The following is a 25,477-nucleotide window of genomic DNA, read 5'->3' as shown; positions in this document are numbered from 1 at the left end:
CCTCTCACCCTATGATTATCATGGCCCATAACGTTATCAGGAAAATAGAATGCGTAGACTACCTCCGGTATTACTTGAAGACGGTTGCCCTAGAGAGTTAATCTCATTGATCAGAACGATTTTAGCGGCCTGTAAAGAAATTTCATTCCGCGTCGGCCAAGGTGCCCTGTCCGGTGTACTAGGTTCAACGCTTGATGAAAACATTCAAGGCGAAACACAAAAGAAACTCGATGTTCTGACCAACCAACTACTTAAAGATATTTTACTGGAGTCAGGCTACGTAAAAGCGATAGCCTCAGAAGAAGAAGACTACACAGTAGCTGGCAACCCGAATGCAGAATATATCGTTGCGTTTGACCCACTTGATGGCTCATCAAATACCGATATCAATTCACTGGTTGGTACTATTTTCTCAGTAATGAAAGCGCCTGAAGGCTCAGATCCTGCAGATCAAAGTATCTTTATGCAGCCGGGTAAAAGCCAAGTCGCTGCGGGATATGTATTATATGGCCCATCTACAGTGCTTGCATTAACGACTGGCAAAGGTACTCGTTTCTTCACGCTAGATAAAACACACGGCAGCTTCTTATTAACTCAAGATTTTGCCCAAGTACCAGAAGAGACCAACGAATACGCCATCAATGCGTCAAATCAACGCCATTGGCAGCCTGCGATGCAAAACTACATAAATGACTTAATGGCTGGCGAAACAGGCCCACGAGCGCGTAACTTTAACATGCGCTGGATTGCTGCCATGGTTGGTGACGTGCACCGCGTGTTATGCCGTGGTGGTATTTTTACTTACCCTACCGATACGAAAGATCCGAACAAACCAAACAAACTACGCTTACTTTATGAAGCAAACCCAATGGCCATGTTAATCGAACAAGCTGGCGGCATCGCATCAACAGGCACTGAGCGTATTATGGATATACAACCAGACGCCATCCACCAGCGTGTAGCAGTGATTCTAGGCTCTAAAAACGAAGTAGAGACCTGTTTGGGATACCATAAGTAATAGCTGTAAGTCATAAGTTTTAAGCTATAAAATAAAAGCCGCGCTTGTTAAATCAAGCGCGGCTTTTATCTTACATTTAGTTATTTATAGCCCCTAGATATTTAAATTCTAAACCGATTCCTAAGCGCTAAACCTATAAGAAACAGCATTAATAAAGAAATGATGCTTTGTAAAAAAGTTGCTAGGTGTAGTAAAGGAGATAAATCACCTTTAAATAATATTTCAACTCCCTCATTTCTGGCTAACCTACTGTCCGGAATAATAGGCATTATTTGACCACCAGAAAACGAAAGAGCTTCGGTTAGTTTTTGCCAATGACCATTTAAGCCTATTACAGTTTCAGGAGAGGAAATAAAATACAGCACAGTAAATAAAAGCCAAACCGCTACTAAAGCCAAAAATGGTCTCAGCTCACTTCGCCCATAATTACTTAACCAATCAAAAGTAATATCCAAGAAAAGACCGCTTTTTGTGATATTTTCATGTCCTCGTTTACTGCGCATTTCATATGCATGAAAGTCTAAAGCACGATCATGATCTTTATTGACTTCAGCTAACTCTTTTAACCGCCTAAATCGAGCGATATTATCTTTATTGCATGTTTTCCTTATAAACCGATGATTTGTTAATTCTTTAGGTGCGCATACAACGCCTTCTAAATTACAATGGTTACTCATTGCTGTTTGAGTTAAATCAATTACACAGTTAAATTTATTATTTGAAATATCAAAACTGCGCTTAAAGCAGGAATATTTGAATGAAACTCCTTGTATTTTATCAATACCTTTTATGTGCAGAAACCTAAACTCTCCATCTACAGTCATTGACTCAAAATTCAGAAAGTGTGTATTGAATGTAGTGCCAAGGAAGCTTAGGTTTCCCTTCTTACTAGAAATCCCTTTAAAACTAACTTTATTGCAATTAAAGCTAGCTTCGTCAAAGTTTATATTTCCTCGACCAAATCTAGCAGCGTCAAATTCCACACACATACCCGCTTTCAAAAATTTTGTAGAAAAGAAATTAACACCGCCATTGCCGAAATTAGCGTTATTGAATAGAACATAAACACTATTAAAAATAGCCCCAGTAAAACTTACTAAGTGATTTCCAAAAATTGTATTACTGAAATCTACAACTCCACCTGGGAAATGAAAATCACTAAAATCAGCTGAGAGTTGACTATCACCTTTATATTTTGAAAAATTGATACCTGAGAAATTTATACTTGCATCAGGGTTATTTTCAACCCATTCATTCCATACCTCTCTTCCTTGTAGATACAGATCTAAAGCCTCACCGCCTGATAAAGCCATTTTATTATTCAGATACATGCTATAGATTCCACAAAATATATTTTACTATTTTGTACTTTATCAGAATACATCAAGACTTTAACACTACAATCTAGGCAAATGGTTAGTTTATCAATAACCCAACTAACCTCTCAATTTTACTATTATCTATCTCGCCCATTTGTTCGCTGTTGCTTAAAGCATAAATTACACCTTCGACGGCGCTGTGGTCTATGTCGGTTCTTGACTCTAAAACATTGGCCCACAGCTCTAGGTCGTCTAAATCTATTTCGCCGGCAAGGCATCGAGTGAGCACATTGAGTACGGCTTCGAGCGTTAATATGTAAGCTGGGCTTTGATCACCTGTCAATGATGAAACAATAATGCCAATGGCTTGATCTTTATTTTTGCCGAAGGTGGCAAATTCTGCTAACGCTTGTGCTCTGTTCATATTTGTTTATCTGTTATTCTATTAATGATTATTTTAAAAATTGACCCAATATCTAATGACAACCCTAGCCTGTTCACAATGTAAAGCTTCGCTCACCTGTAATGTTGATGATATCGATACATGTTGGTGCAATGAACTGCCTGCTATTTTACCGCTTGATAACACAACCACCAGTTGTTTATGCCGAGTGTGTACCTTGGCTAAAATTAATCAGTTTCTAAGTACCCTTTACCTGCGGCCTCTCAAAGAGCAGCTTACTTTCGCAAAGTCCTTTCAGACTAACGCCAATTTAATCGAGCACCTCGATTATGAAATGCAAAACAATTATATGGTATTCAGCCGCTGGTTCTTCTTAAAGCGTGGAAAGTGCTGTAAAAACAATTGTAAAAACTGTCCTTATAAAAACGTATAGAGTATTTATTCAAAATAATGGCATAAAGCTGCAAATAACGCATGACTGGCAGAATAAAAATACACTATAATTGGATATAAATTCATAAAACATCCAGAAAATCTGCTTAACATATCGCCTCAGGTTGATTTTTAAGCATAAAATCACTGTAACTTATTCGGAAAATGAACATGAACACCTTTAGGCCAGCACTTCTTGCATCAGCTGTTTCTGCTATTTTATTTAATAGCCACCATCTTGCTGCTGCGCAGTCAACAACCCAAGCAGAAAAAGCAATTGAAACAATTCAAATTACCGCGACTCGTCGTGCGGGCTCAGTGCAAGAGGCACCACTTAATATTACCGCCCTTGATGGTGATGTGATCAAAGATCAAAACATTGGTGATCTTGAAGATGTGGCACGCTGGGTGCCAGGTTTAACTATTTCTGATCAAGGTGGCCGTGAAGGTTCACCGATTATTGTCCGTGGCTTAAATACTAATACTTCTGATCGTATTTCTGATGGCGGTACAGTTGCCACTTACGTGGGTGAAATTCCACTTAATATTGATTTACGTTTAACAGACGTAGACCGTGTTGAAGTGCTTATCGGTCCACAAGGTACATTATACGGAGCGGGAACATTAGGTGGTGCAATTCGTTACTTATTAAAACAACCTCAGCTCGATATTACCGAAGGCCAAGTCACTGGTGATGTGTTTAGCTTAAACGAAAGTGACGGCACTGGCGGTGAGTTGGGTTTAGTATTTAATACGCCGTTAATTGACGATGTATTGGCTATTCGCGCTAGCGTCAATTACTACACCAACCCAGGTTATATCGATTATAACTTCGTAGTACAAAACCCAGGCGTATCAAACCCAAACCCTGATTTTACCAACCCACAAGATGTCAGTGCTAACTTGCGCAATGTCAGTGATGTAAATGATGAGCAAATTACCACAGGTCGTGTATCACTTCGCTGGCAAGCTAATGAAGCTGTAGAGGCAACGCTAAACTATTTTTATCAAAAACAAGAAAATGGCGGTAATTCTACATCGCAATATAATTCATTAAGTGACAGCAGTGGCCTACAAGGGATGGTTGGCCAGTATGAAAATGCCGCGCGGATACTTGAGCCTGGTGAAGAAGAAAACGACTTATTAAGCTTGGAAATTAAAGCGGATTTAGGTTTTGCTGAACTTGTATCTGCCTCTGGTTGGTCAAGCTATGAGCAATCTGGACAACGTGATCAAACTGATTTGCTTTACGACATATGGACTGGTTATGCAGAATTTCCAGCGTTTGTTGCGCAAACCTTGGATACATCAAAACGTGATAGTTTCACTCAAGAAATTCGTTTAGTGTCTAACTCTGATAGTGCTTTTAACTGGATTGTCGGTGGTTACTACAACAAGCTTGAAACTCACTCAGACGATCGCGAATACACACCCGGTTTAACTGAGTTTTGGGGCGATGATATTCCTAATCTACAACAAGATCTCGAGTATATTTTAGTCAGTGACTCTGAAACCACTGAAAAAGCACTATTTGGTGAAGTAGGTTATGCGTTTACCGATCAATTCAATGTAACCCTTGGTGCGCGTTTTTACGAATATGATGTATCCACTACTTCAGGCTCAGCCACACCGTTGTATTCAGGTGATTTTTCATCATTAGATCAACTTGCAATGGTGAATACGAGCGCCAGTGATAACGGTAACTTATTTAAATTTAACGCTAATTACACTTTTGAAACTGGTGTACTAGCCTATTTTACCGTTAGTGAAGGCTTTAGGATTGGTGGTGGCAACGGCCTAGCTCCTTGCCCTGATGTGTTACCTGAACAACAAATTGTCTGTGCTCTACCAAATGAAATTGGTTATGAACCTGATACCACTGTAAATTATGAACTTGGTTTTAAATCGAGCTGGTTTAAAAACCGCCTACACTTTAACGCGGCATTATTTAATGTTGATTGGAAAGACGCGCAAATCGGTAGCACAACCGTAAATGGTCAGGAGTTGATTACCTCAAATGCAGCTACTGCTAACTCTAAAGGGGTTGAAGTTTCAAGCCGTGCAATCATCGCGGATAACTGGACTGCTTATGCCACATACGCTTATGCCAAAGCGCAATTAACTGAAGATTCTCCTGATGTATTTGGTGCAGGAGTACAAGGCGGTGAAGATGGCGACCGCTTGCCAGGTGCGCCTGAGCATCAATTCTCGTTTGGTCTGCGTTACGAACAAGATGTATTAGATAATAAACTTTTAAGCGTAAATTACGGTATAACAGCACAGAGCGATACGATCACTAAAATTGGCTTAAAAGCTGATGGTGAAACGCTTGCAGGCTATGCCTTGAGTAACTTATCTGCCAAGCTAACCGGTGATATGTGGTCGGCCACTCTCTATGTTGATAACTTATTCGATAAGTACGCGTTCACCTCTGTACGTCGAGATAAGTCTTGGATTGATTCGAAAGAACTTCCTGAACTACAACGTGTGTATGGTCACTACACTACAACACCGCGTACTATCGGCATGAAGTTTACGTATAACTTTGAACTGTAATAACGGTTATCTATAAACTAAAAAAGCCTTGGTGTTTTACGCCAAGGCTTTTATGCTTATTGCCATGCTGACATCGATACAAAAAAACCTACAACAACAAATTGAGCACGCTATTAATCATAGCAAGCTTAATGACGCGCATTTATTACTGATCAGTAATATTAAAAACACACCAGATGATCACTTTAGCTATTTTTTGCTGGCGCAAGTAAATGTTGCAGCAAATGATATAAGCAAAGCAAATAAACTCTTAAACAAAGCGATTAGTATTACGCCCCTACCTTTATATTTTGCTCACTCAGCCAAATTTGCCGTACTGCGCGGGCAGCTGTTAGATGCGCAGCAATATATAACTGAAGCAATAAAACATCCATATTATGAAGTTATTGAATGCGATTTAATTGCTAATGTACTGACTCGTTTAGGCCATTATCCACTGGCGCTCGAGTGGCAATTACGGGCCTATCAACAAGCCCCTAACAATCCGCAAATAAGTTATAACTTAGCTGTGGCCTATAAAATCATGGGGCAATTGAATGATGCTATACAGCTACTGCGTACACTTACAGAGTTACATCCGCAGCATTTTCAAGCTCACTACTCGCTCGCTGAACTTAACAATAACAAGCAGGCTAAGCAGCATTTACAACAGCTGTTAACTTTAACCGAATACGCTAAAACGCCGATGCAGCAACAATTTCTGCACCATGCGATTGCACTCAATCACGAGCACTGCGCTGATTATAAGCAAGCCTTTGCCCACATTACTACAAGTAAGCAAGCGATCTATCAGCATGTAAAATATGATGCGCAAGCTCACAAAGCATTTTGCCAGCAACTGATAACCTTAAGTCACAGGTATACGCCGTCCTTAAGCGACAACGATTTTACCCCGATATTTATTGTTGGTATGCCGCGCTCAGGGACTACTTTGCTAGAAAAAATAATGAATCAATCAGATCTGGTGCAAGGTGTTGGTGAACTCAATGATATTGCCCAGCTTTGCCAAGGTAATAATGCTCAGCCATTAAATAGCGTGGTGCTCAATGATGCATATAAAAATGCTGCGTTAATGGCGCAGTTGAGTCAGTATAAACAGCGTATTAGTCAACTAGTAGCACCACAGCTACGCAGCTGCGACAAACAGCCATTTAATTTTTACTATATCGATTTAATTTTAGCGGCTTTCCCGAAGGCTAAAATCATTTGCATGCAACGAGGCCGAAAAGCTAGCTGTATAGCTAATTACCGCCAACTGTACAGCCCAGCCAGTGCGTTTCATCACTATAGCTATAACCTGCAAGACATCGATAGTTTTTATCAAGATTACAGCTCTTTGATAAATCATTTTGCAGCAAAACACCCGGATAATGTGATGATTATGCAATACGAAACATTAGTATCAGAGCCAATCACAAGCACGCAACAGCTCTATGATTTTTGTGATTTACCTTGGCAAGTTAAGTGTCTGGATTTTCATAAACAACATAGCCCGTCGGCAACAGCAAGCAAAGTACAAGTACGCCAGCCTCTCAATAAAAAAGCCATTGATTACTGGCAGCACTACGGATTTGCGTTTAACGCGAAGGACAGGGACCCGTTTCGATAGGTAGTTCGTCTCGGCCGCCCCACTCACTCCATGAGCCGTCATAAACATGCAGATTTTCATATCCACACTCATCGGCAAATAACGCCAAGATACATGCAGTAACGCCGGAGCCACAACTAAATTGCAAGGTAGTTTGCAGATCTGCTTGATCGCCAAGTACAGCCTCGAAAGCAGCTTTAATGTCAACGAATGGTTTTGCTTCGCCATCATCCAATAATTCAACAAAAGGTAAAGCGCGGCTATTAGGAATATGGCCGCTGCGCATCCCAGCTCTCGGCTCTGCCATTTCACCTAAATAACGCTGATAACCTCGTGCATCAAGTAGTACGGTATGTTCATCATCTATGCCCTGAAAGACTGCAGCCGCATCAATAAAGTAACCAACTCGCGGTTTGGCAACAAAGTTACCTTTATGATAATGGCGACTATATTCAATTTGCGTTAAATAACCCAACGACTGCCACTTAGCAAGGCCACCACTGAGTACTTTGACATTATCAAAGCCCATGGCTTTAAACATCCACCAACCTCTTGCAGCACTAAATAAGCCTTGGTCTTCGTAGATGATAACTAAGGAATCTTTATCAACCCCCATTAACTGCATCTGCTGAGTAAATTGCTCCGCACTGCACATGGTATGCGGTAGCGGATTGTCTTGATCGGCTAATTGCTTTTTAAAGTCAAAACGCTGTGCATTTGGCAACTTAGCCTGCGGTTTATACTCACCCAGCTTACCTGGGCGCACCATGCCAGCATCAAAGATAACCAGCTTTGGGTCGTTTAAGTGCTCGTTTAGCCATTGGCAAGTTACTATGTTTTTCATTGTGTTCCTTTACTTCTGTTACATATTACTAAGCCTTCTCTACCAGAGCCTATTATTAAAATAGTTACGGTACATTTTGCACAATAATTTTGCCAGCTTCTATATACACTGTAAATTACTTAAATTATCAAGAATAAACTAAAAAATATTTTTTCTACAATTATATACATTTATACTAGGCATTATATTGCAAACAATGTGATACAAAGATGATTTTAAAATATCTTAATATTGACAGTTCTAAAGGCTAAACTTAGATGAAAAAAAATAATCAACAAATAGTAAGCAGCCAAATAGCAGGCAATATTTTAGTAGTACTACCAAAATTTATTGGTGATGCAGTCAATTGCACACCGGCTTTACAACTACTTAAAGACCTTTATCCAACTAAAAGCATTATCTTATTTGTTAGACCTCACTTAGCTGAGATGTTTAAACGCGAGACTGACTACTGTGTTATCGTGGATGAACGCTTTGATAATAACAAACCCATCTCTATGTGGGCACAAGCAAAAATACTCAAAAATGCTAACATTGAGCTTGCAGTAATTATGCGCAACTCATTGTCTGAAGCAATACTTTGCTTTTTAGCAAGTATCAAATACCGAGTAGGTTATGCAAAAAATGGTCGCTCACCACTGTTAACACACAAACTGAAATTAGACGAAAATCACCACTATATATTTCGCTACTGCCGACTTGTGAATGAGCCACATGGTAATCCGTTTAGCTCTATACCAAAAACAGCAATCGTAAAAGAGCCGAGCCTGTTAATCCCTAAACAGAACAAAAAATCTATCGGGGTTTATTTTGGCGGAAAAAATAAAGGCTTGCGTCATTACCCTAATGAGCTTTCATTTGTTGCAATGGTTGATATAGCTAAAAATATTGACTGCACATTTTATATTTTTGGTGATAACGGTGAGCTTGAAGATACCCAACAATTACAGGAGCGGCTAAACCAGCAAAAAATTGACTCTGTCGTCCTTGCTGGGAAAACCTCGATTATTACTATGATAGACGCTATCGGTGAGCTTGATTTATTACTGACAATCGATTCTGGTCCCATGCATATTGCAGCTGCATTCAATATTCCTTTTGTTGCTGTTGTGGGCTTAGGAACTTCGCCATGGAGTGTTGTGGCACCCAAAGTAACTAATGCCATTACGTTAATTGCAAATGGCGATCAGCTACTTGAAAAAGATATTATTAACGAAATAAAGCCACATCACGTCAGTGAAGCTGCTTTAAAGTTACTGGATCACTAAATCTTAATAATCTCGGTTCTCAGTGGTGCCATTTTCGCGAGTATTTTATTTTGCACTGTATGACTAATATTTTGTTCATTCATGGCATTGATTAACAAATCAACCACATGATTAAAGTCAGCCTCCGTGATGTGCATGCCAGTATGAATATCAACCATACTATCACGCGTGTACTCACAGGGCCCATCAGTTAATACACACAAATGATTAATAAAGCCTTCGCGGAAATGGCTAATATTTGCATGCTCAAAGTAATGAATAATTTGTTCGTCATTACCGATTTGATTAATGAAACTATCAACCAGTCTTTGTAGCCCTGCTTTACCATCAAGTTGCTGATAAAACGTTAGATTTGAAGCCGATGAACAACCAGCTAAGCTGGCTATTAACACTATCGTTGTTAGTATTTTTTCCATTACCAATATCCTGTTACCGATAAGTACCAACCGGTTTGGTCTTTTGCTCCAGCAATACTACCTAAATCAAGGTATGCGGCAGTGACACTTACGTATTTATTTGGCATCCAAGCAACAAATACATCTTGCCAATCTTGCTCACCCAATCCGAGATTATTTGATTTTTGACGATACTCTATTCCAACAGCAACTTCTCGACTAAGAAAAATGGCAGTACTAGCTTCAAATAAGAGTTTTTCATTGCTATTCGCTCCACCGTATCCAAGTAAGCCAAGCTGATTTGCTTCACTATAACGCGTGGTAACATTCCAAAACCAGTTATAACCTGCAATGGCCCCTAAATGTAACTTGCTTGCAGCAAGGTAAATATCTATACCTGAGGTGTCATTAGCCCCTACTAATGTCGCGACTGCGCCATCATCAAGGGATTTGTATTGTACTCCCAGCGAAAGTTGAGGCCAGTCACTATAAACAATATCACCATAGAGCCTAATCTTAACACCGGTGATTTCTTGTTCTATCTCGGTATTTAGCGCCGGCACAGCAAAGTTTTGCTGTGCATAGCTAAGCTCAACGCGATTAAACAAGTTAACTTGGGCACCGCATACATCTAAGCTGTAATCGGTAACATCAGCCCGACTACAAAAGCCATTAATAGAAAACTCATCTTCGCTGGCATAACCCGCAAGCTGCGCCCAAGGCACGATACCACCACCACCACTACCTTCTACTTGCGATACTCCAGGCGTTGCTAGCAGCTTGCCTTTTGAGGCTAAGCTATTAAATGCAGATAATGCGATAACAGCTAAAAATAATAATTTAAGCTTTTTCATTATACTGCTCCAACCATTGCTCAAACGCATCGGCTTTGAGTGGACGACTTAGATAATACCCTTGCACATGATCACACTGCATTTTTTGTAACAGCTCTAGCGATCCTAATGTTTCAACCCCTTCGGCTACGACAGAGAAGCCAAGCTGATGACCTAAGGTAATTGTGGATTCAACAATAAACTGATCCTTTTCAGATTCATCAAGTTTAAGAATAAAACATTTATCTAATTTCAGCTCGTCAATAGGTAACATTTTCAAGCGCCCTAGCGATGTTTGCCCAACCCCATAATCATCAAGAGATATTTTGACACCGATCGCTTTAAGATTCTCCAGCGCGTGAATGCCCTTTTCTTCATTTTCAATCATATCGCGCTCTGTTAATTCAATCGTGATAAGCGCAGGTGCAACTGAAAACTGTTTTAAAGTACGAATTAAATTGGAGTGAAAGCCGGGGTAAGCGATATCTTGGGCTGAAACATTAATCGCAGCTTGCATATAAATGCCTTGCTGTTGCCAAAGTCCGACCTGTGCTATCACTGTTTTTACCACCCAACCGGTAAGGTCAACAATCAATCCCGATTGCTCAGCTAGATCAATAAATAGCTCCGGCGATACCCAACTACCATCCTTGCGTTGCCAACGAATGAGCGATTCCACTTTATTGATTTGTTGTGTAGCGATATGTAGTTTAGGCTGATAGGTCATAAACAGTTGACCATCATCATCATGAATCGCTTGCTTGAGCTCATCGATCATGATGAGCCTTTCAAGATGTGCTTCATCTTCTCCGGGCAGGTAGTAATGAATATTTTCATGAGCACTGGCGGCACTATCCACAGCAATCAATACCCGACGCATTAAATCATCCGCTTGTAACCCTTGCGAAGGATACTCCACCACACCAGCACTAAAGCGTAAGTTGATTTTAAGCTTTTGAATAGTATAACCCGCTTGTAACTGAGCCATTAATCCGACTATACCACTTTTAAGATTACGCCCCGCACTACTAGGAAAAGCGGTTAAAAATTCATCACCACCAATACGCGCATGTAAACCGCCAAACTCATCTGAAAACTCAGCAATCCGTAACGCCACAGCTTTTAAGCAATCATCACCAATACGAGCCCCTAGCTTATCGTTAATATGCCTAAGACCACGAATATCGATTGCCACTAAAGTGTATTCTTGGGTTTTTTTAAGGTTTTCATTCAACACTTCCAGCATTGCAGAACGATTATAAAAGCCAGTTAAAGAGTCATGTTTTGCTGCAAAGCTAATTTGTTGTTCACGTTCTTTAATATCATTACCCATGTTTTTAAAAGCATCTATTAATGTAGCTATTTCATTGCTTTGCTTTTTGCTCATCGCGTCAACACTGTAGTTTCCTCGGGCAAACTGCCGCGCTAAAGTCACTAATTGTGATAATGGCATGGTTAAGTTTTTGGCCAATAAACTACTGGTAATAACACCGATAAAAATCGTTAAAGACGCGAGAATGACTAACGTGTAAAACAGCCGCTCAAATTCACTGTAACTTTGTGTTAGATCAGCACTCAGTAATACATTAACGGGATGATCGTCAAGGGAAGGTAGGTGTACATCGCGATTGCGATATACCAGTTGTTCACCAAAAATTCGTTGCGTGGTTGTTTTATGAAAATATTCAGTCGGAATAAACGGCGTCGGGCGCTCTAACAAAGAGCTTTTAACCAAATTATCGCTGTTAGCAATAAAGCTTACATCCATACCGGTTAAGTTTTTTAGCTCAACCGCAACCTCATCATCAATTTTAAAGCCGACTAAACTGTGCGCGATAGTACGTGGGGCTTTAATAGGTAATAAAATAACCTGATATAGCTCATTATTTAGCACAACAAAGCTAGATTGCTCGGTATTGTTGAGCAACTCACTCATTAACGCTTGTAAATTATTATCAAAGTCTTGTTGTCGATTAGTTGATACCAACTTACCTGATAAGTCCAATAACAACATTAAATCAGCATTAATTCGCTGACTATGATTATACAATGCGCTACTAATCGTATTTGCATCTTTAGTGGCAACCGCTTGTTTAAAACCAAAATCAGCAGTCAATACTTTTGCAGCTGTGAGCAATAAACTTTCTTTCGACGCTAAGTACTGCTTATAAACATTTTCAGCCACATTAATATCTTGGGTGACCTTTTTTTCATTAAATTGACTAGTCGACCACCAGAAACTAAATAAGCTCATAACTGTAGTTAATAACACTAAGCCTACACATAAAATAGTTATGCGATTTTTTAAACTATTTGTCATTCCCACCCTTAAACTTGCTACCAAAAGTATTGCGTGGCTTAGGCTCAGTTGTTTGCAGTGTTACTTGTAAACTATGAGGTGCATTGACAGCTAACATTAAAGGCTGTTTTTCTTCGAGTGTGTTCTTTTGTAATGAATGCCAAAGACTTAGCTTTACAGGTAGTGTTAGCCCATTTAGCGGCACATTTCCCAGTTCATCACTTTGATAAACATCAGCGCTTTTTGCTACATAAATATACCCTAACATAGAATCATGGATATTACAGCCAAGCACTACGACCCCTTGATTCTCAAATGTGATCGGGCTTTCTGGTTGTCCCGAATAAAGTTTCAACTGAAATGGTTTAGCCTGAGAAAAAGAGTACACATGATGGCGAATATTATCGCTATTTGGAAAGTTGACCTGCTGCCCCTGCTGAGCAATTAACAGTGTCGGTGAAAACTGTTTATCGACTTGATCCATGATCAGTACTGGTAACTGTTGTGATGACTTATTACCACCTTCACTAACAAGTTCTACTACTGCATTTTTAAGTGGCTGCCCATGTTGATCAACGATATTGAGCGTAACGTCTTGTGCAAAGGCTACATATGAACACGCCATTGTTAAAAGAGTCACAATGCTTTGGGTTGCCATTTTTTGCAACTTCATTTAGTCATCCTCGGTAGGGCGAACACTAACCTATGAGTATCGCTAATTAATCTTAGGTTAAGTTAATTAGAGACTGACTCCAAATGCAAGAATAAAAGCCCAGTTACACTAAATAATAGGAAAACTTAAGGCTTTTAAACAACAGCAAGCAAATAACTAATGACTAAAGCTTGGAAATCAAACCATATTGTTGATCCAAAATAGTTATAACCTCTGCGCGAGGATCTGTTGGAATAGCGATATCGTAGCCAACTATTTTACTGGCAATACCAACATATGTTTCTGACACAGATAACATAACTGATTCAGGCAGTATGTAATCTTTAGCAAGTTGCTCTCGCTCAGGCATACGGTCTTTATTCAGTAACACATCGCTATCAGGTACATTACTAATTAATAATTGGCGGAACCCCTCTTTAGAGTTCTCAACAATTTTTCCATCACGATACGCAGCACCATCCCAAATACGCGATGAATCAGGCGTACCGACTTCATCGATGTAGATAAGTTTATCAGTACCATCAATATCTTCTACATAGCCAAACTCAAACTTTGTATCGACGAAGATTTGATCCAGTTTAGCCAGCTCAGCGCTAATTAAGGTAAAACCTTCAACAAGAAGTTTTTCGTATTGCGTAACATCATCTTCAGACTTAAAGTTAAACACAGTTAAGTTATTAGTGATATTGTCACGAGTAATATTTACATCATCCACAGCAGGAATATCTGCAACGCCAGTAATAATACCTTTCGTTGATGGCGTAATTAACACATCATCTAACTGCTGATTAGCGGTTAAGCCTTCAGGTAATTCTAAACCACAAAAATTACGAACACCTTTGCTGTAATCACGCCACATGCTGCCAGTTATATACTGACGAGCAATTGCTTCTACTTTTACGGTACTGGCTTTACGAACAATCCATACATACGGATGTGGAATATCAACAATATGATTGCCCGCCAGACCTGCTTGATCAAATAGCTTAAACCAATGCGATGCAACAGTATTTAACGCAATACCTTTGCCTGGTACACCATTTAGGCCATTTTCACCTTGCCAAATACAATCAAAGGCAGAGATACGATCGGAAATTACCATAATAGCCAGCTCAGTACCTTTAGGTACTTGATAGCCTTTTTCGCTGATCAAACGTGTACTGTCTTCGTCTGTTAACCAATAAACTGAACGAACTTTACCACTGTGAACTGGGCCCTTTGTGCGTATTGGTAAGTCATCGTTTACGTCTAAAACTTTATAGCTAGTCATGCTATCTCCGAGTATATGGCACGCCCTGTAAGGGCGATCGTATGGGTATGGGGTTATAAGCCGCTAATGATAATCGAGACTGGGGGAAATCACAATTAAAGCACCACAGCAAACGTCATGTTCTTAAAACGGGTAACTTAAATAAATAAACTGCAACTTTGCTGTAACAAGGAATAAAACGCTATACTAATCCATTTCATTCTAGGAGGTGAACTTGGATTATTTAGCAGCGACAAAACAAAAAAAATACTTAATGTATATTTCGCAAAACTATTCTTATGCGATTTTACGGCCATTACAAAGTGAGATTCTAGCTCATGGTGGCCAAGTACGTTGGTTTTTAGAAGGCGATAATGTAACTCCTGATTTTTTAGCCTCCGATGAGTTAAGCCTCACCTCTATCGAGCAAATAAAAAAATGGTGTCCTGACGTTGTTTTTGCACCCGCGAATATTATTCCAACATTTATTCCGGGCTTAAAAGTCGCTATATTTCATGGTTTTGATGCTGGCAAGTTAAACAGTAAAGGCCAGAATGATCACTTCAAGATACGCGGTTGTTTTGATCTTTACTGTACTCAGGGACCAAATACTACACATCCATTTCAGCAATTAGAGAAAAAGCATGACTTTTTCAAAGTGGTAGAGACCGGCTGGCCAACACTTGATCCTTTTTTTAATAGCAATACTAAAAACCAATATATAAACACCAATGATCCTCGTAAAACACTCTTGATCTGTTCAACATTCTCAAGAAAACTATCACTTGCACCAAAACTTTATGAACAAATTAAATCTTTTAGCGAGCAAGGTAAGTGGCGTATTTTAATGCAGTTTCATCCAAAAATGCCTAGCGAATTAGTCGCTAAATACCAAGCACTTGAAAATAATAACCTGACCTTTATTGAAACCGATAATGTATTACCACTGCTGCAAGCGGCAGATATTATGCTCTGCGATACGTCCTCAATTCTACTGATGTTTATTTTACAGCGAAAACCTGTGGTGACTTTTTGCAATCAGAACCCTGGCAGGCACTTAATTGATATCACCGATCCGGATAAAGTCGAAGCAGCTATTGATTACGCGCTGACATATCCAGCACAATTAATGAGCGACATCGATGAATTTTGTCAACAACTTCATCCCTACCACGACGGCTTATCGAGTCAACGTGTACTTGCAGCAGCCAATGAATTATTATTGACCAATCCAAAACTTAAAGCCAAGCCGCTGAATTTAATTCGCAATTTTAAAATGCGTAAAAAGTTAAACTATTGGCGTTGGTAGAAAATAGGTCGCAATGATTACCCTCACTGATCTGGTCTTTAAATGGCAAAAACAACAAGCCAACCCCACTTTAGCAATTGCAACCCTTGGGATTGCTAAGGGTGAACATGTATTTTTACATGGCCCCAGCGGCTGCGGTAAGTCCACGTTCTTATCATTGCTTGCGGGGATAAATCGGCCAACATCGGGTAGCTTAAATATTTTTGGCTGTGAACTAAGCAAGCTAACTAACAGTAAGCGTGATGCTTTTCGTGCTGATCATATTGGCTATATTTTTCAAAACTTTAATTTATTGCCCTATTTATCGCCGATTGAAAACGTGACATTAGGTTGCCAATTTTCAAAACAGCGGCAAAAAAAAGCACTCGTAAATAGCATTACTCTCAACAAAGAAGCGGCACGGCTATTAAATGCACTTGGCTTAGACGAGCAATTACACCAGCAAAATGTGGCTAGCTTAAGCATAGGCCAACAACAACGGGTTGCAGCGGCACGGGCTTTTATTGGCAGCCCTGAGCTTATCATCGCCGATGAACCAACCTCAGCCCTTGATACACGTAACCGCCAAGCATTTATTACGCTACTGTTCGAGCAAGCTCAAGCCGCTAACAGCACCCTCGTCTTTGTAAGTCACGATGAAAGCTTACAACCCTTGTTTAACCGTAACATTGATTTAATCGCGTTACAGGAGCAAGTTTCATGATCCTAATAAAACTTGCTATAAGCAGCCTATATAACCGCCGCGCCAGTGCATTCTTAACCCTATTCACTATTGCTATCAGTGTCATGCTGCTATTAAGTATTGAGCGTGTGCGGGTTGATGCCAAAAGTAGTTTTAGTAATACCATTTCTGGTACTGATCTAATTGTTGGCGCTCGTACCGGAGATATACAGCTGTTATTGTCTTCGGTTTTTCGCATTGGTCATGCTAACAATGGCGTTAGCTGGCAAAGCTACCAATATATAAAACAGCAACGCGGCGTCAACTGGACCATTCCGCTATCACTAGGGGACAGCCATAAAGGCCAAGCGGTACTGGGCACTTCTGCTGATTATTTTCAACATTATAAATTTGCTAAAAAGCAGCAGCTTAGGTTTAGCCAAGGCCGCGCCTTCGCCCATTTAAATGAAGTCGTACTGGGCGCGCAGGTAGCAGCCAAGCTAGGCTATTCGCTGGGCGATAGTATCGTTATTTCACACGGTATGGGTAATACCAGCTTTCATCATCATGATGATAATCCCTTCACTGTGGTGGGCATTTTAGATGCGACAGGCACGCCAGTTGATAAAACCCTACATATTCCATTAGCGGCTATTGAACTGATCCACAGCGGTAACCATACCAGCCATGAACATGAACATGAACATGAACAGCATGATGATCTAATCGGTGAACCCAAGCAGATCACTGCATTTTTAATTGGTTTTGATTCTCCGCTTTATACGTTACAAGTAAGGCGTAATATTAATCAGTACAAACCTGAAGCGTTGCTTGCCATCATGCCTGGTGTAACTTTGCGTGAGCTATGGGAAATGCTCACAATTGTTGAAAAAATCTTGTTGCTGTTTTCTATCGTAGTGGTACTCGTGAGTCTGCTAGGCATGCTAACGACCCTATTGGCCAGCCTTAACCAACGCCGCCGCGAATTGGCCATTTTACGCTCTGTCGGTGCGCGTCCTTGGCATTTATTCACATTGATCAGCATAGAATCACTACTGATAACCTTTTTAGGTTGCCTAGTAGGTTGTGGGTTATTTTATTTATTAATGTCTCTTGCCACAGGTTACTTGCAAAGTAATGCCGGCATCACAATCACCATTGCGATGCTATCGAGCTATGAACTGGTATTGATCGGCGCTATTATGGCGGCCGGCTTTATCGTTGGTTTGATACCAGCCACCCGCGCCTATTTTTACTCATTGTCTGATGGCATGAGCATTAAAATTTAAGAGGAATATCATGCAGTACTTTCAAAAGCTCAGTTTGCTTTGCTTAGTTATTTTTAGCTTTGGTTATAATTTTAGTAGTTATGCCAATGAACCAAAAGAAATTTTTTGGGAAGATTTAATTCCTAAGGGACATGTACAAATAGATACTCAAGATCAAGCTAGCCATGAAGGTACAGAGCAAAATTGGGTGCAACCTGATCTAGATGCACCAATTGTTAAGGAACTCAATGGCCAATCAGTCAGCTTACCTGGGTTTGTAGTACCTCTTGAAGGTGACAGCGAAATGATTACTGAGTTTTTATTAGTGCCTTACTTTGGTGCTTGCATCCACGTGCCACCACCACCACCGAATCAAATTGTTCATGTGACAATTAAAGGCGGCGTGCCAATTGAAAGTTTGTACGATGCCATAGTAGTTACCGGCGTCATCAGCACTGAAACCTGGAGTGGCGACATTGCACAAGTGGGCTATAAAATGACAGCCGTCGGCGTTGCACCGTTTGAGCTGTAACTCAGATACATACCTCAGGCGTGTTGTTCCCAGTGCTGCAAATAGCAGCTCTCAAGTGCAACATGCCTTAACTTATTTTTGGCATTGACTACAGTACACTGTACTACGTTGCCCTAAACGAATTTCTGTTAATGCTTTCTTACATACCATACATGGCTCACCTTTGCGGCCATAAACTAATAACTGTTGTGCAAAGTAACCTGGTTTACCATCACTTTGGGCAAAGTCTTTTAATGTCGTGCCACCTTGGGTGATAGCCGCAGCCAAAGTATCTTTAATAATAGGGATTAATTGCTGATAGCGCGCTTGTGATACTTTTCCTGCTTCACGTTTTGGATGAATACCGGCCTTAAAAAGAGACTCGTTAGCGTAAATATTACCCACACCAACCACCACAGCGTTATCCATAATAAATTGTTTGATTGGCACTTTCTTATTTCGTGACTGCTCATATACGCGCTTAGCAGTAAATTCATCAGTGAGTGGCTCAGGGCCCAGTTTGCTCAGTAAGCTATGGCATTCGCCGGGCGCTTGCCATAAACAACAACCAAATCGGCGTGGGTCATTTAGTCTAAGAGCTTTACCGTTGGCAAATATAAACTCGATATGATCATGCTTTTTTAATGGCTCATTTTGTTCAACAACTCGTAAATTACCCGACATACCTAAATGCAAAATAATGCTGCCCAGTTCACACTCAAGTAGCAAATACTTTGCCCTACGCTCAACAGCTAAAACAGCTAAGTTAGCTATTTTGTACACATCATCAGGCACAGGCCAACGCATATTCGGATTATGAATATTCACCTTTGTAACTGTTTGCTGCAAAATATGTGGGGTGATCCCCATTCGGCTAACTTCAACCTCTGGTAATTCAGGCATACTATTTAGGCTCACTTTGTGAAAAATTAAAACTAGGGAATAAACGCTGCGCAGTTGCTTTATCAAGTGATAACACGCGCTGGTTGCTTTTATCTAATAAATAATAGCCTTGTGGTGCGCTATATAATTGATACAACCAAGGAAGTTGCTCGCCTGCCAACCATACGGTTGCTACAGTCAAAGCTGAGGTATTATGGAATGCTTGCTGATTATCAGCGACCGACAATTGCATGCTCTGCCATTCATTTACTAATGCCACAAGGTTTGCTGTTGTTGCTTGCCAAAAACTAGCAGGTGCATTATTGATTAATGCAGTGGCGCGCCAAGAAGTGCCTATGCGCTCTATTTTTTGATCGGGAAACTCTAGAGCTAAAATAAAGTTTTGCGCTGGCAATACACTTTGCACACTAGATTGTTCTGAACCACTGTTGAGTTTTGTATGTAATCCATTAAAAAAGAAAATCATCAACAGCATGGAAAAAATAACCACATTATTCCAGCCCCTGCGACCTAACTGCATTTGAGTTCTTCCTAAAAGATTCAATTAGTTAAAGTGTAACCAAAAACATATAAAAATGGCAGTTGAATTTTTTAACTACTGTTAAGACTGAATATTACAAAAAATCACCAACGCGAATGTGTCAAAGTTAAATTACTTTGCTAAAATACGGCAAAATTTAAGGAGTTCCGTCATGTCAATGTATGTAGTGGGTCATAAAATCCCAGATTCAGATTCTATTTGTGGTGCAATCGCACTCGCATATTTGAAAAACCAAATCGAAGAACCAGCAATTCCAACTCGTCTTGGTGAAATATCACCTGAAACGCAGTTTATTCTTGATAAATTCGGCTTTGAAGCACCAGAGCTAAAATTAAGTTATGCCGGTGACGATGTTTACATCGTTGACCATACCGAAAAAACGCAAGCACCTGATGATATCGATCAAGCTCGCGTTGTTGGCGTTGTTGATCACCATAAACTAGGCGATTTAACCAGCTCTACACCTCTTGAATGCTGGATCCGCCCTGTTGGCTGCTCAAACACTATCATTAAAATGATGTATGACTTCTACAATGTTGAAATTCCAAAAGACATTGCAGGCATCATGATGTGTGCAATTTTAAGTGATACGGTTATTTTCAAATCACCAACCTGCACCACAGCTGATATTAAATGTGTTGAAGCGCTTGCTGAAATTGCCGGCATCGAAGACTTTAAAGAATTAGGCATGGATATGTTCCGTGTTAAGTCAGCGGTTGAGAATACTCCAGCGCGTGATTTAGTAATGCGTGATTTTAAAGACTTCAACATGAACGGTAAACTAGTTGGTATTGGTCAATTAGAAGTTATCGATCTAGCGGTATTTGATGATATTAAAGCAGACCTTGAAGCTGATATTGCTAAGCTTAAAGAAGAAGGTGGACGCCACTCGGTATTCTTATTACTTACCGACATCATGAAAGAAGGCTCACAAATGCTGATCGTATCTGACGATGCAACACTAGTTGAAACTGCTTATGGTGTAACGCCCAAAGACGGAAAAGCATGGCTAGACGGCGTACTGAGCCGTAAAAAGCAAGTAGTACCACCACTGCAAGATGCATTTGCAAAGCTTTAACGTGCTAGGTGCTAGGTGCTAGGTGCTAGGTGCTAGGTGCTAGGTGCTAGGTGCTAGGTGCTAGGTGCTAGGTGCTAAAAATATTAACCTTGTGGGTTTTTCCTGCAAGGTTTTTTTATACCTAAAACTTATCAGTTAATATTTGTGCTACACAGGACTCTGCAAATAAGTAATACTTAACATCATAAATAATTAGGTAATATTCATTTATGTTAGGGTTTTGGTACAGTAAGTCTCCGCAATTTGCAAAGGATCACAAAGATTTTTGGCGAGCACGTTTAATCGCCCATTTTTTATTATTTTCAACAGCTTACTTTTTCATTTTAACAGTACTCAATGTTTTCTATTTCGAGCAATTAGACCTTGCCTTAATTGACTGTTTAGGACTTGTTATCTCATTAACTATTTATTTCTGGTTTTACAAATCTGGCAACGTTAATGTAACCGCATGGGCTGTTACATTAATGGCTAGCAGCTTAGCTATATTATTTATAATTTCGGTAGGCGGAAATCCATTCTCAATATTATGGGCTACGCTTATCCCCCCTATTGCATTTTTTTTAATAGGCAGAAAACGGGGAAGCATCATCAGCGCAATTGCATTCTCTATTTGTGCATACTTAATTTATACACAGCAACAACAAACAATAAACAATAACCATAGGGTTAGGATCATTATTTAACACTATCGAAGTCAGTATCGCTCATATTCTAATTTTTAGATTTTACGAAAAAACACGTTCGTTAGCGTATCAAAACTTATCTAACCTTAATGACGAAATTAAAAAGTTAGCAGAAACAGACAAGTTGACTGAGTTATATAACAGACAAAAATTTGATGCAGAGTTATCGGCATTAATAACTAAAAGCGAGCACTCTCAAACATCTCATTGTTTACTTATGTGTGATATAGACTATTTCAAAAAAATTAATGATACCCACGGGCATTTAGTTGGCGATAAAGTACTAAAAGAGTTTGCCCATCTGTTGCAGCAAAAAATAGGTGAGTAAGCGTTAATCGCTCGTTGGGGTGGTGAAGAGTTTGTAATAATATTACTCAACACTGCTTTGTTGGATGCAGCAAAGCAAGCGAATGAATTAAGGAGTTTAATTAGCTCAAATACAGTTGCCAATATGCCTATCACTATCAGCCTTGGGGTAACCGCTATACAAAAGAGTAATGATAGCGTTTTAAAAGTATTAGAGCGAGCTGATAAGGCACTCTACTTTGCTAAACATCACGGCCGAAATTTAGTTTGCATCAACGATAACAACGCACATGTTACCTGTTATGACACATTTTTAAAATTAGTCGACGATGATATAAACGAATAATACCAATCGACTTAAATATTTAACTATTCTAGCGCGCTAAATAAAGCGCTAACTGCGTTAGTAATTTTTCATGTAGAACAACTACATGTCAAAATTTCTGCCTTGTTATCACTGTATTTTTCTGTCGCTATAAATGGTCAGTAACTTAAAACGATTGGTATAATCTGTGATTCGAGAACGGAAAAACTACGCATTTGAAAAACAAAAAACCCAGCCTAAGCTGGGTTTTTGATATTCATAGAAAACTAAAATTACTTGATTTTAGCTTCTTTGAAAAGAACATGTTTACGGATTTTTGGATCAAACTTTTTGATTTCCATTTTTTCCGGCATGTTACGCTTGTTCTTGTCGGTAGTGTAGAAAAAACCAGTACCAGCTGTAGAAACTAAACGGATCTTATCACGCATGACTCAGGTCCTTAAACTTTTACGCCGCGAGCACGGATTTCAGTAAGAACCGTGTCGATGCCTTTTTTATCGATAATACGCATACCTTTAGTAGTAGTGCGTAATGTTACAAAACGTTTTTCACTTTCAACCCAAAAACGGTGTGTTTGTAGGTTAGGTAGGAAACGACGTCTAGTCGCGTTTCTCGCGTGTGAACGGTGATTACCAACCGCAGGACGCTTACCTGTAACTTGACATACTTTAGACATGTCTATATATCTCCAATAACTTCGCTCGAGCTTAATTTGTCCCCTAGGCTATGTATTTTGTGCCCCAGGGATAAATCGAAGGGCGCTCTTTATACAGCTTATACAGGCAAAGATCAAGTGATTGATCTAATCCAACCAGCTCATGTGTAAATTTGATAGCGGCTAATTATAAAGATCGAATGCCCTTAGGGAAAGTAAAAACTGCATTTAAATTAAACTAATTTGCAAATAAGCACTAAACCGCTCATTTTTAACACGCTTAGTGATTTGAATACGCTTAAATCAAGCCTCGTTCTGCAAACGAAACACAATTATCTCCCCCAACAACGATGTGATCTAAAATATTTATATCGACTAATTGCAAAGCTTGCTGCAATTTAGTGGTAATTAATTTATCAGCTTGGCTTGGTTCAGCAATACCTGATGGATGATTATGAGCCAGAATAAGTGCCGCAGCGTTATTTTTTAAAGCCGCTTTGACGACTTCTCTTGGGTAAACAGATGCCGCATTAATAGTGCCATAAAAAAGTGTTTCTTCTTTAATTAAGCGATTCTGACTATCTAAATACAACACCATAAACACTTCTTGCTGCAAGCCTCGCAGCTCAATCGTTAAATAGTCATATACTGATTGCGGTGAATTAAATACTGCTTCGCGCTGGCATTGCTCCATCATATAACGACGACTCAACTCCAGTACTGCTTGAAGTTGCACAAATTTTGCTGTGCCCAGTCCTTTTTGTGCACAAAAATCATCGATTGATGCATTAAATAAGTTATGCAGTGTTTGATTTTGTGTCATTAAATGTTGTGCTAACTCAACTACATTCATGCCCGGCAAACCCGTTCGCAAAAATATCGCTAATAACTCGGCATCGCTTAACGACTTAGCCCCTTTCGCCAATAACTTTTCGCGTGGTCGCTGGCTACTTGGTAAAGAGGTGAGCTGCATTATTTCGTCCCTGAAAAATGATTTATAATTTAACTGTAATGCAAAAATAAAATTTCGCCTGTAAAACTGCGAATAAATTCCATATTAAAACTTCGTCCCCAAGGCAAAGATTTGCTATCGTTAGCGCATATCGACAAACAGTTTTATCAGAGTATGACAAAGTTAATGACCAATTTAGCGACAGAATTAGTAAATAAAAAAATTGTACTTGGTATCAGCGGTGGTATTGCCGCCTACAAATGCGCCGAACTTGTTAGACGTTTAAAAGATCATGGTTGTGATGTCAAAGTGGTGATGACTGAGTCAGCTAAGCACTTTATTACTCCGCTTACCATGCAGGCCGTAAGTGGTGAAATGGTCTCAGACTCTTTGCTCGATCCATCTGCTGAAGCCGCTATGGGCCATATTGAATTTGCTAAATGGGCTGATTTAATATTAGTCGCTCCTGCCACATCTAATATCATCGCAAAAATGGCAGTCGGCATTGCAGATGATTTACTCACCACTCTATTGCTGGCAACCCCCGCAAAAGTAGCAGTGGCGCCTGCAATGAATCAACAAATGTATGCCCACCCAGCAACTCAAGCTAACCTAGCAACTTTAAAACAGCGTGGCATTGCAATTTGGGGCCCAGGTAAGGGTGAACAAGCATGTGGTGATGTAGGTGCAGGGCGAATGCTTGAACCACATCAGTTAGTGGCACTATGCACGCAACCTTCGCAACCGCAACTACTAGCTGGTAAAACAATTACAATCACCGCAGGGCCAACTCGTGAGCCACTTGATCCGGTGCGTTTTATATCAAATCACAGCTCTGGGAAAATGGGCTTTGGGCTTGCACATGCGGCAGTTAGTTTAGGTGCAACGGTTAACCTGATTTCAGGTCCGGTAACAATTGCGCCACCACCAGGTGTAAACCTAATAAACATTGAGACCGCTGAGCAACTACTTGAACAATCACTTATTTTTGCTCCCAAATCGGATGCTTTTATTGGTTGCGCCGCGGTTGCCGATTATCGCGCCGCAGCGATAGCCGAGCAAAAAATGAAAAAACAAGGCGATGAACTGACTCTCACTTTAGTTAAAAATCCAGATGTAATTGCCGCAGTTGCTAGCCTTACAGAGGGTCGCCCATATACAGTTGGCTTTGCCGCAGAAACTCAAGATGTCGCAAGCTATGCGAAAGGCAAACTCAGCAATAAAAACCTCGATATGATCTGCGCTAACGATGTATCACAAACGGGCCTTGGTTTTAATTCAGATCATAATGCTTTAACACTGTTCTGGCATAATGAACAAAAAGAACTGCCCGTCGATACCAAAAGCGCATTAGCACTGAGTGTAATGAGTGAGCTTGCTAAACGATTGTAAAAAGGCTGGAAAGAAA

Annotated in this window: 25 protein-coding genes and 1 pseudogene; 13 read left to right on the top strand and 13 right to left on the bottom strand. The window is 40.0% G+C overall.

Features of this window, described 5'->3' with window-relative positions; translation table 11 throughout:
* Positions 1 to 49: 49 nt before the first annotated feature.
* On the top strand, positions 50 to 1,018 hold the full coding sequence (locus FW757_RS18520; protein WP_145234740.1) for a class 1 fructose-bisphosphatase: 969 nt from the start codon (positions 50 to 52) through the stop codon (positions 1,016 to 1,018).
* A 101-nt stretch (positions 1,019 to 1,119) separates the two neighbouring features.
* Here the strand turns inward: FW757_RS18520 and FW757_RS18515 are convergent, their stop codons facing one another.
* Together FW757_RS18515 and FW757_RS18510 are read right to left on the bottom strand one after the other, a co-directional pair.
* Complete coding sequence (locus tag FW757_RS18515; protein ID WP_182767278.1) at positions 1,120 to 2,349, bottom strand: hypothetical protein; 1,230 nt, start codon at positions 2,347 to 2,349, stop codon at positions 1,120 to 1,122.
* 85 nt (positions 2,350 to 2,434) lie between these two features.
* Positions 2,435 to 2,761, bottom strand: a complete 327-nt coding sequence (locus tag FW757_RS18510) for a hypothetical protein (protein WP_182718330.1) — start codon at positions 2,759 to 2,761, stop codon at positions 2,435 to 2,437.
* A gap of 55 nt (positions 2,762 to 2,816) precedes the next feature.
* Between FW757_RS18510 and FW757_RS18505 the strand changes: the two genes are divergently transcribed.
* The 3 genes from FW757_RS18505 (at position 2,817) to FW757_RS18495 (ending at position 7,337) form a co-directional block, all read left to right on the top strand.
* Positions 2,817 to 3,173, top strand: coding sequence for a DUF5522 domain-containing protein (locus FW757_RS18505; protein ID WP_182718331.1), 357 nt, complete (start codon positions 2,817 to 2,819; stop codon positions 3,171 to 3,173).
* A gap of 170 nt (positions 3,174 to 3,343) precedes the next feature.
* On the top strand, positions 3,344 to 5,728 hold the full coding sequence (locus FW757_RS18500; RefSeq protein WP_446441558.1) for a TonB-dependent receptor: 2,385 nt from the start codon (positions 3,344 to 3,346) through the stop codon (positions 5,726 to 5,728).
* A gap of 64 nt (positions 5,729 to 5,792) precedes the next feature.
* Positions 5,793 to 7,337, top strand: a complete 1,545-nt coding sequence (locus FW757_RS18495; protein ID WP_259401724.1) for a tetratricopeptide repeat-containing sulfotransferase family protein — start codon at positions 5,793 to 5,795, stop codon at positions 7,335 to 7,337.
* On the opposite strand, the gene FW757_RS18490 is transcribed toward FW757_RS18495, so the two are convergent.
* Positions 7,306 to 8,160, bottom strand: a complete 855-nt coding sequence (locus FW757_RS18490; protein WP_182718334.1) for a sulfurtransferase — start codon at positions 8,158 to 8,160, stop codon at positions 7,306 to 7,308. The genes FW757_RS18495 and FW757_RS18490 overlap by 32 nt on opposite strands.
* Positions 8,161 to 8,417: 257 nt before the next feature.
* Here FW757_RS18490 and FW757_RS18485 point away from each other — a divergent pair, with 257 nt between their 5' ends.
* Positions 8,418 to 9,428, top strand: a complete 1,011-nt coding sequence (locus tag FW757_RS18485) for a glycosyltransferase family 9 protein (RefSeq protein ID WP_182718335.1) — start codon at positions 8,418 to 8,420, stop codon at positions 9,426 to 9,428.
* On the opposite strand, the gene FW757_RS18480 is transcribed toward FW757_RS18485, so the two are convergent.
* The 5 genes from FW757_RS18480 to FW757_RS18460 all read right to left on the bottom strand — a co-directional run bounded on the left by FW757_RS18480 (position 9,425) and on the right by FW757_RS18460 (position 14,898).
* On the bottom strand, positions 9,425 to 9,844 hold the full coding sequence (locus FW757_RS18480; protein WP_446441557.1) for a group I truncated hemoglobin: 420 nt from the start codon (positions 9,842 to 9,844) through the stop codon (positions 9,425 to 9,427). The two genes, FW757_RS18485 and FW757_RS18480, sit on opposite strands and share 4 nt — an antisense overlap.
* Entirely contained in the window at positions 9,844 to 10,677 is an 834-nt protein-coding gene (locus FW757_RS18475) for a DUF3034 family protein (protein ID WP_446441556.1), read from the bottom strand. Before FW757_RS18475 ends, FW757_RS18480 begins: the two co-directional genes overlap by 1 nt.
* Entirely contained in the window at positions 10,664 to 12,976 is a 2,313-nt protein-coding gene (locus FW757_RS18470; protein ID WP_446441555.1) for an EAL domain-containing protein, read from the bottom strand. The genes FW757_RS18475 and FW757_RS18470 overlap by 14 nt, the downstream gene beginning before the upstream one ends.
* Entirely contained in the window at positions 12,966 to 13,628 is a 663-nt protein-coding gene (locus FW757_RS18465) for a methylamine utilization protein (protein ID WP_446441554.1), read from the bottom strand. The genes FW757_RS18470 and FW757_RS18465 overlap by 11 nt, the downstream gene beginning before the upstream one ends.
* Before the next feature lie 163 nt (positions 13,629 to 13,791).
* Positions 13,792 to 14,898, bottom strand: a complete 1,107-nt coding sequence (locus FW757_RS18460) for a phosphoribosylaminoimidazolesuccinocarboxamide synthase (RefSeq protein WP_446441553.1) — start codon at positions 14,896 to 14,898, stop codon at positions 13,792 to 13,794.
* Between the two features lie 214 nt (positions 14,899 to 15,112).
* On the opposite strand from FW757_RS18460, the gene FW757_RS18455 reads away from it, so the two are divergent.
* Genes FW757_RS18455 through FW757_RS18440 form a run of 4 tightly spaced genes read left to right on the top strand, consistent with a single transcriptional unit; the run spans position 15,113 to position 18,647 of the window.
* Positions 15,113 to 16,186, top strand: a complete 1,074-nt coding sequence (locus FW757_RS18455; protein WP_446441552.1) for a CDP-glycerol glycerophosphotransferase family protein — start codon at positions 15,113 to 15,115, stop codon at positions 16,184 to 16,186.
* A gap of 13 nt (positions 16,187 to 16,199) precedes the next feature.
* Entirely contained in the window at positions 16,200 to 16,889 is a 690-nt protein-coding gene (locus tag FW757_RS18450; RefSeq protein WP_446441551.1) for an ABC transporter ATP-binding protein, read from the top strand.
* Positions 16,886 to 18,136, top strand: a complete 1,251-nt coding sequence (locus tag FW757_RS18445) for an ABC transporter permease (protein WP_446441550.1) — start codon at positions 16,886 to 16,888, stop codon at positions 18,134 to 18,136. Before FW757_RS18450 ends, FW757_RS18445 begins: the two co-directional genes overlap by 4 nt.
* A 10-nt stretch (positions 18,137 to 18,146) precedes the next feature.
* Complete coding sequence (locus tag FW757_RS18440; protein WP_182731300.1) at positions 18,147 to 18,647, top strand: DUF3299 domain-containing protein; 501 nt, start codon at positions 18,147 to 18,149, stop codon at positions 18,645 to 18,647.
* Positions 18,648 to 18,719: 72 nt separating this feature from the next.
* On the opposite strand, the gene mutM is transcribed toward FW757_RS18440, so the two are convergent.
* Both mutM and FW757_RS18430 read right to left on the bottom strand, forming a co-directional pair.
* Complete coding sequence (mutM, locus tag FW757_RS18435; protein ID WP_145234708.1) at positions 18,720 to 19,529, bottom strand: bifunctional DNA-formamidopyrimidine glycosylase/DNA-(apurinic or apyrimidinic site) lyase; 810 nt, start codon at positions 19,527 to 19,529, stop codon at positions 18,720 to 18,722.
* 1 nt (position 19,530) lies between these two features.
* Complete coding sequence (locus tag FW757_RS18430; RefSeq protein ID WP_145234706.1) at positions 19,531 to 20,049, bottom strand: hypothetical protein; 519 nt, start codon at positions 20,047 to 20,049, stop codon at positions 19,531 to 19,533.
* A gap of 172 nt (positions 20,050 to 20,221) precedes the next feature.
* Between FW757_RS18430 and FW757_RS18425 the strand changes: the two genes are divergently transcribed.
* The 3 genes and pseudogenes from FW757_RS18425 to FW757_RS18415 all read left to right on the top strand — a co-directional run bounded on the left by FW757_RS18425 (position 20,222) and on the right by FW757_RS18415 (position 22,483).
* A complete protein-coding gene (locus tag FW757_RS18425) occupies positions 20,222 to 21,148 on the top strand; it encodes a manganese-dependent inorganic pyrophosphatase (protein ID WP_446441549.1) in 927 nt (308 codons plus the stop codon).
* A 209-nt stretch (positions 21,149 to 21,357) separates the two neighbouring features.
* Positions 21,358 to 21,831 (top strand): hypothetical protein, encoded by a 474-nt coding sequence (locus FW757_RS18420; RefSeq protein ID WP_446441548.1) that lies wholly within the window; start codon positions 21,358 to 21,360, stop codon positions 21,829 to 21,831.
* A gap of 124 nt (positions 21,832 to 21,955) precedes the next feature.
* Positions 21,956 to 22,483 (top strand): annotated as a pseudogene (locus tag FW757_RS18415) (GGDEF domain-containing protein).
* Between the two features lie 251 nt (positions 22,484 to 22,734).
* Here the strand turns inward: FW757_RS18415 and rpmG are convergent.
* From rpmG to radC, 3 genes are all read right to left on the bottom strand, one after another.
* A complete protein-coding gene (rpmG, locus tag FW757_RS18410; RefSeq protein ID WP_004335545.1) occupies positions 22,735 to 22,890 on the bottom strand; it encodes a 50S ribosomal protein L33 in 156 nt (51 codons plus the stop codon).
* A gap of 11 nt (positions 22,891 to 22,901) precedes the next feature.
* A complete protein-coding gene (rpmB, locus tag FW757_RS18405; protein WP_004335549.1) occupies positions 22,902 to 23,138 on the bottom strand; it encodes a 50S ribosomal protein L28 in 237 nt (78 codons plus the stop codon).
* Positions 23,139 to 23,415: 277 nt separating this feature from the next.
* Complete coding sequence (radC, locus tag FW757_RS18400; RefSeq protein WP_169020545.1) at positions 23,416 to 24,090, bottom strand: RadC family protein; 675 nt, start codon at positions 24,088 to 24,090, stop codon at positions 23,416 to 23,418.
* Between the two features lie 153 nt (positions 24,091 to 24,243).
* On the opposite strand from radC, the gene coaBC reads away from it, so the two are divergent.
* Positions 24,244 to 25,461 carry a bifunctional phosphopantothenoylcysteine decarboxylase/phosphopantothenate--cysteine ligase CoaBC gene (gene coaBC / locus FW757_RS18395; protein WP_179959239.1) on the top strand — a complete coding sequence of 406 codons (1,218 nt, stop codon included), beginning with the start codon at positions 24,244 to 24,246 and terminating at the stop codon, positions 25,459 to 25,461.
* Positions 25,462 to 25,477: the final 16 nt, after the last annotated feature.

This window comes from Pseudoalteromonas sp. 1181_04, from assembly GCF_052850545.1.
The sequence above is the reverse complement of the archived record's forward strand: the minus strand, read 5'-3'. Positions and strand labels throughout refer to the sequence as shown.

Bases quoted from the DNA above. Each gene is read 5' to 3' on its own strand.
- FW757_RS18520 (WP_145234740.1), top strand. From the start codon at position 50: ATGCGTAGACTACCTCCGGTATTACTTGAAGACGGTTGCCCTAGAGAG.
- FW757_RS18515 (WP_182767278.1), bottom strand. From the start codon at position 2,349: ATGTATCTGAATAATAAAATGGCTTTATCAGGCGGTGAGGCTTTAGAT.
- FW757_RS18510 (WP_182718330.1), bottom strand. From the start codon at position 2,761: ATGAACAGAGCACAAGCGTTAGCAGAATTTGCCACCTTCGGCAAAAAT.
- FW757_RS18505 (WP_182718331.1), top strand. From the start codon at position 2,817: ATGACAACCCTAGCCTGTTCACAATGTAAAGCTTCGCTCACCTGTAAT.
- FW757_RS18500 (WP_446441558.1), top strand. From the start codon at position 3,344: ATGAACACCTTTAGGCCAGCACTTCTTGCATCAGCTGTTTCTGCTATT.
- FW757_RS18495 (WP_259401724.1), top strand. From the start codon at position 5,793: ATGCTGACATCGATACAAAAAAACCTACAACAACAAATTGAGCACGCT.
- FW757_RS18490 (WP_182718334.1), bottom strand. From the start codon at position 8,160: ATGAAAAACATAGTAACTTGCCAATGGCTAAACGAGCACTTAAACGAC.
- FW757_RS18485 (WP_182718335.1), top strand. From the start codon at position 8,418: ATGAAAAAAAATAATCAACAAATAGTAAGCAGCCAAATAGCAGGCAAT.
- FW757_RS18480 (WP_446441557.1), bottom strand. From the start codon at position 9,844: ATGGAAAAAATACTAACAACGATAGTGTTAATAGCCAGCTTAGCTGGT.
- FW757_RS18475 (WP_446441556.1), bottom strand. From the start codon at position 10,677: ATGAAAAAGCTTAAATTATTATTTTTAGCTGTTATCGCATTATCTGCA.
- FW757_RS18470 (WP_446441555.1), bottom strand. From the start codon at position 12,976: ATGACAAATAGTTTAAAAAATCGCATAACTATTTTATGTGTAGGCTTA.
- FW757_RS18465 (WP_446441554.1), bottom strand. From the start codon at position 13,628: ATGAAGTTGCAAAAAATGGCAACCCAAAGCATTGTGACTCTTTTAACA.
- FW757_RS18460 (WP_446441553.1), bottom strand. From the start codon at position 14,898: ATGACTAGCTATAAAGTTTTAGACGTAAACGATGACTTACCAATACGC.
- FW757_RS18450 (WP_446441551.1), top strand. From the start codon at position 16,200: ATGATTACCCTCACTGATCTGGTCTTTAAATGGCAAAAACAACAAGCC.
- FW757_RS18445 (WP_446441550.1), top strand. From the start codon at position 16,886: ATGATCCTAATAAAACTTGCTATAAGCAGCCTATATAACCGCCGCGCC.
- FW757_RS18440 (WP_182731300.1), top strand. From the start codon at position 18,147: ATGCAGTACTTTCAAAAGCTCAGTTTGCTTTGCTTAGTTATTTTTAGC.
- mutM (WP_145234708.1), bottom strand. From the start codon at position 19,529: ATGCCTGAATTACCAGAGGTTGAAGTTAGCCGAATGGGGATCACCCCA.
- FW757_RS18430 (WP_145234706.1), bottom strand. From the start codon at position 20,049: ATGCAGTTAGGTCGCAGGGGCTGGAATAATGTGGTTATTTTTTCCATG.
- FW757_RS18425 (WP_446441549.1), top strand. From the start codon at position 20,222: ATGTCAATGTATGTAGTGGGTCATAAAATCCCAGATTCAGATTCTATT.
- FW757_RS18420 (WP_446441548.1), top strand. From the start codon at position 21,358: ATGTTAGGGTTTTGGTACAGTAAGTCTCCGCAATTTGCAAAGGATCAC.
- rpmG (WP_004335545.1), bottom strand. From the start codon at position 22,890: ATGCGTGATAAGATCCGTTTAGTTTCTACAGCTGGTACTGGTTTTTTC.
- rpmB (WP_004335549.1), bottom strand. From the start codon at position 23,138: ATGTCTAAAGTATGTCAAGTTACAGGTAAGCGTCCTGCGGTTGGTAAT.
- radC (WP_169020545.1), bottom strand. From the start codon at position 24,090: ATGCAGCTCACCTCTTTACCAAGTAGCCAGCGACCACGCGAAAAGTTA.
- coaBC (WP_179959239.1), top strand. From the start codon at position 24,244: ATGACAAAGTTAATGACCAATTTAGCGACAGAATTAGTAAATAAAAAA.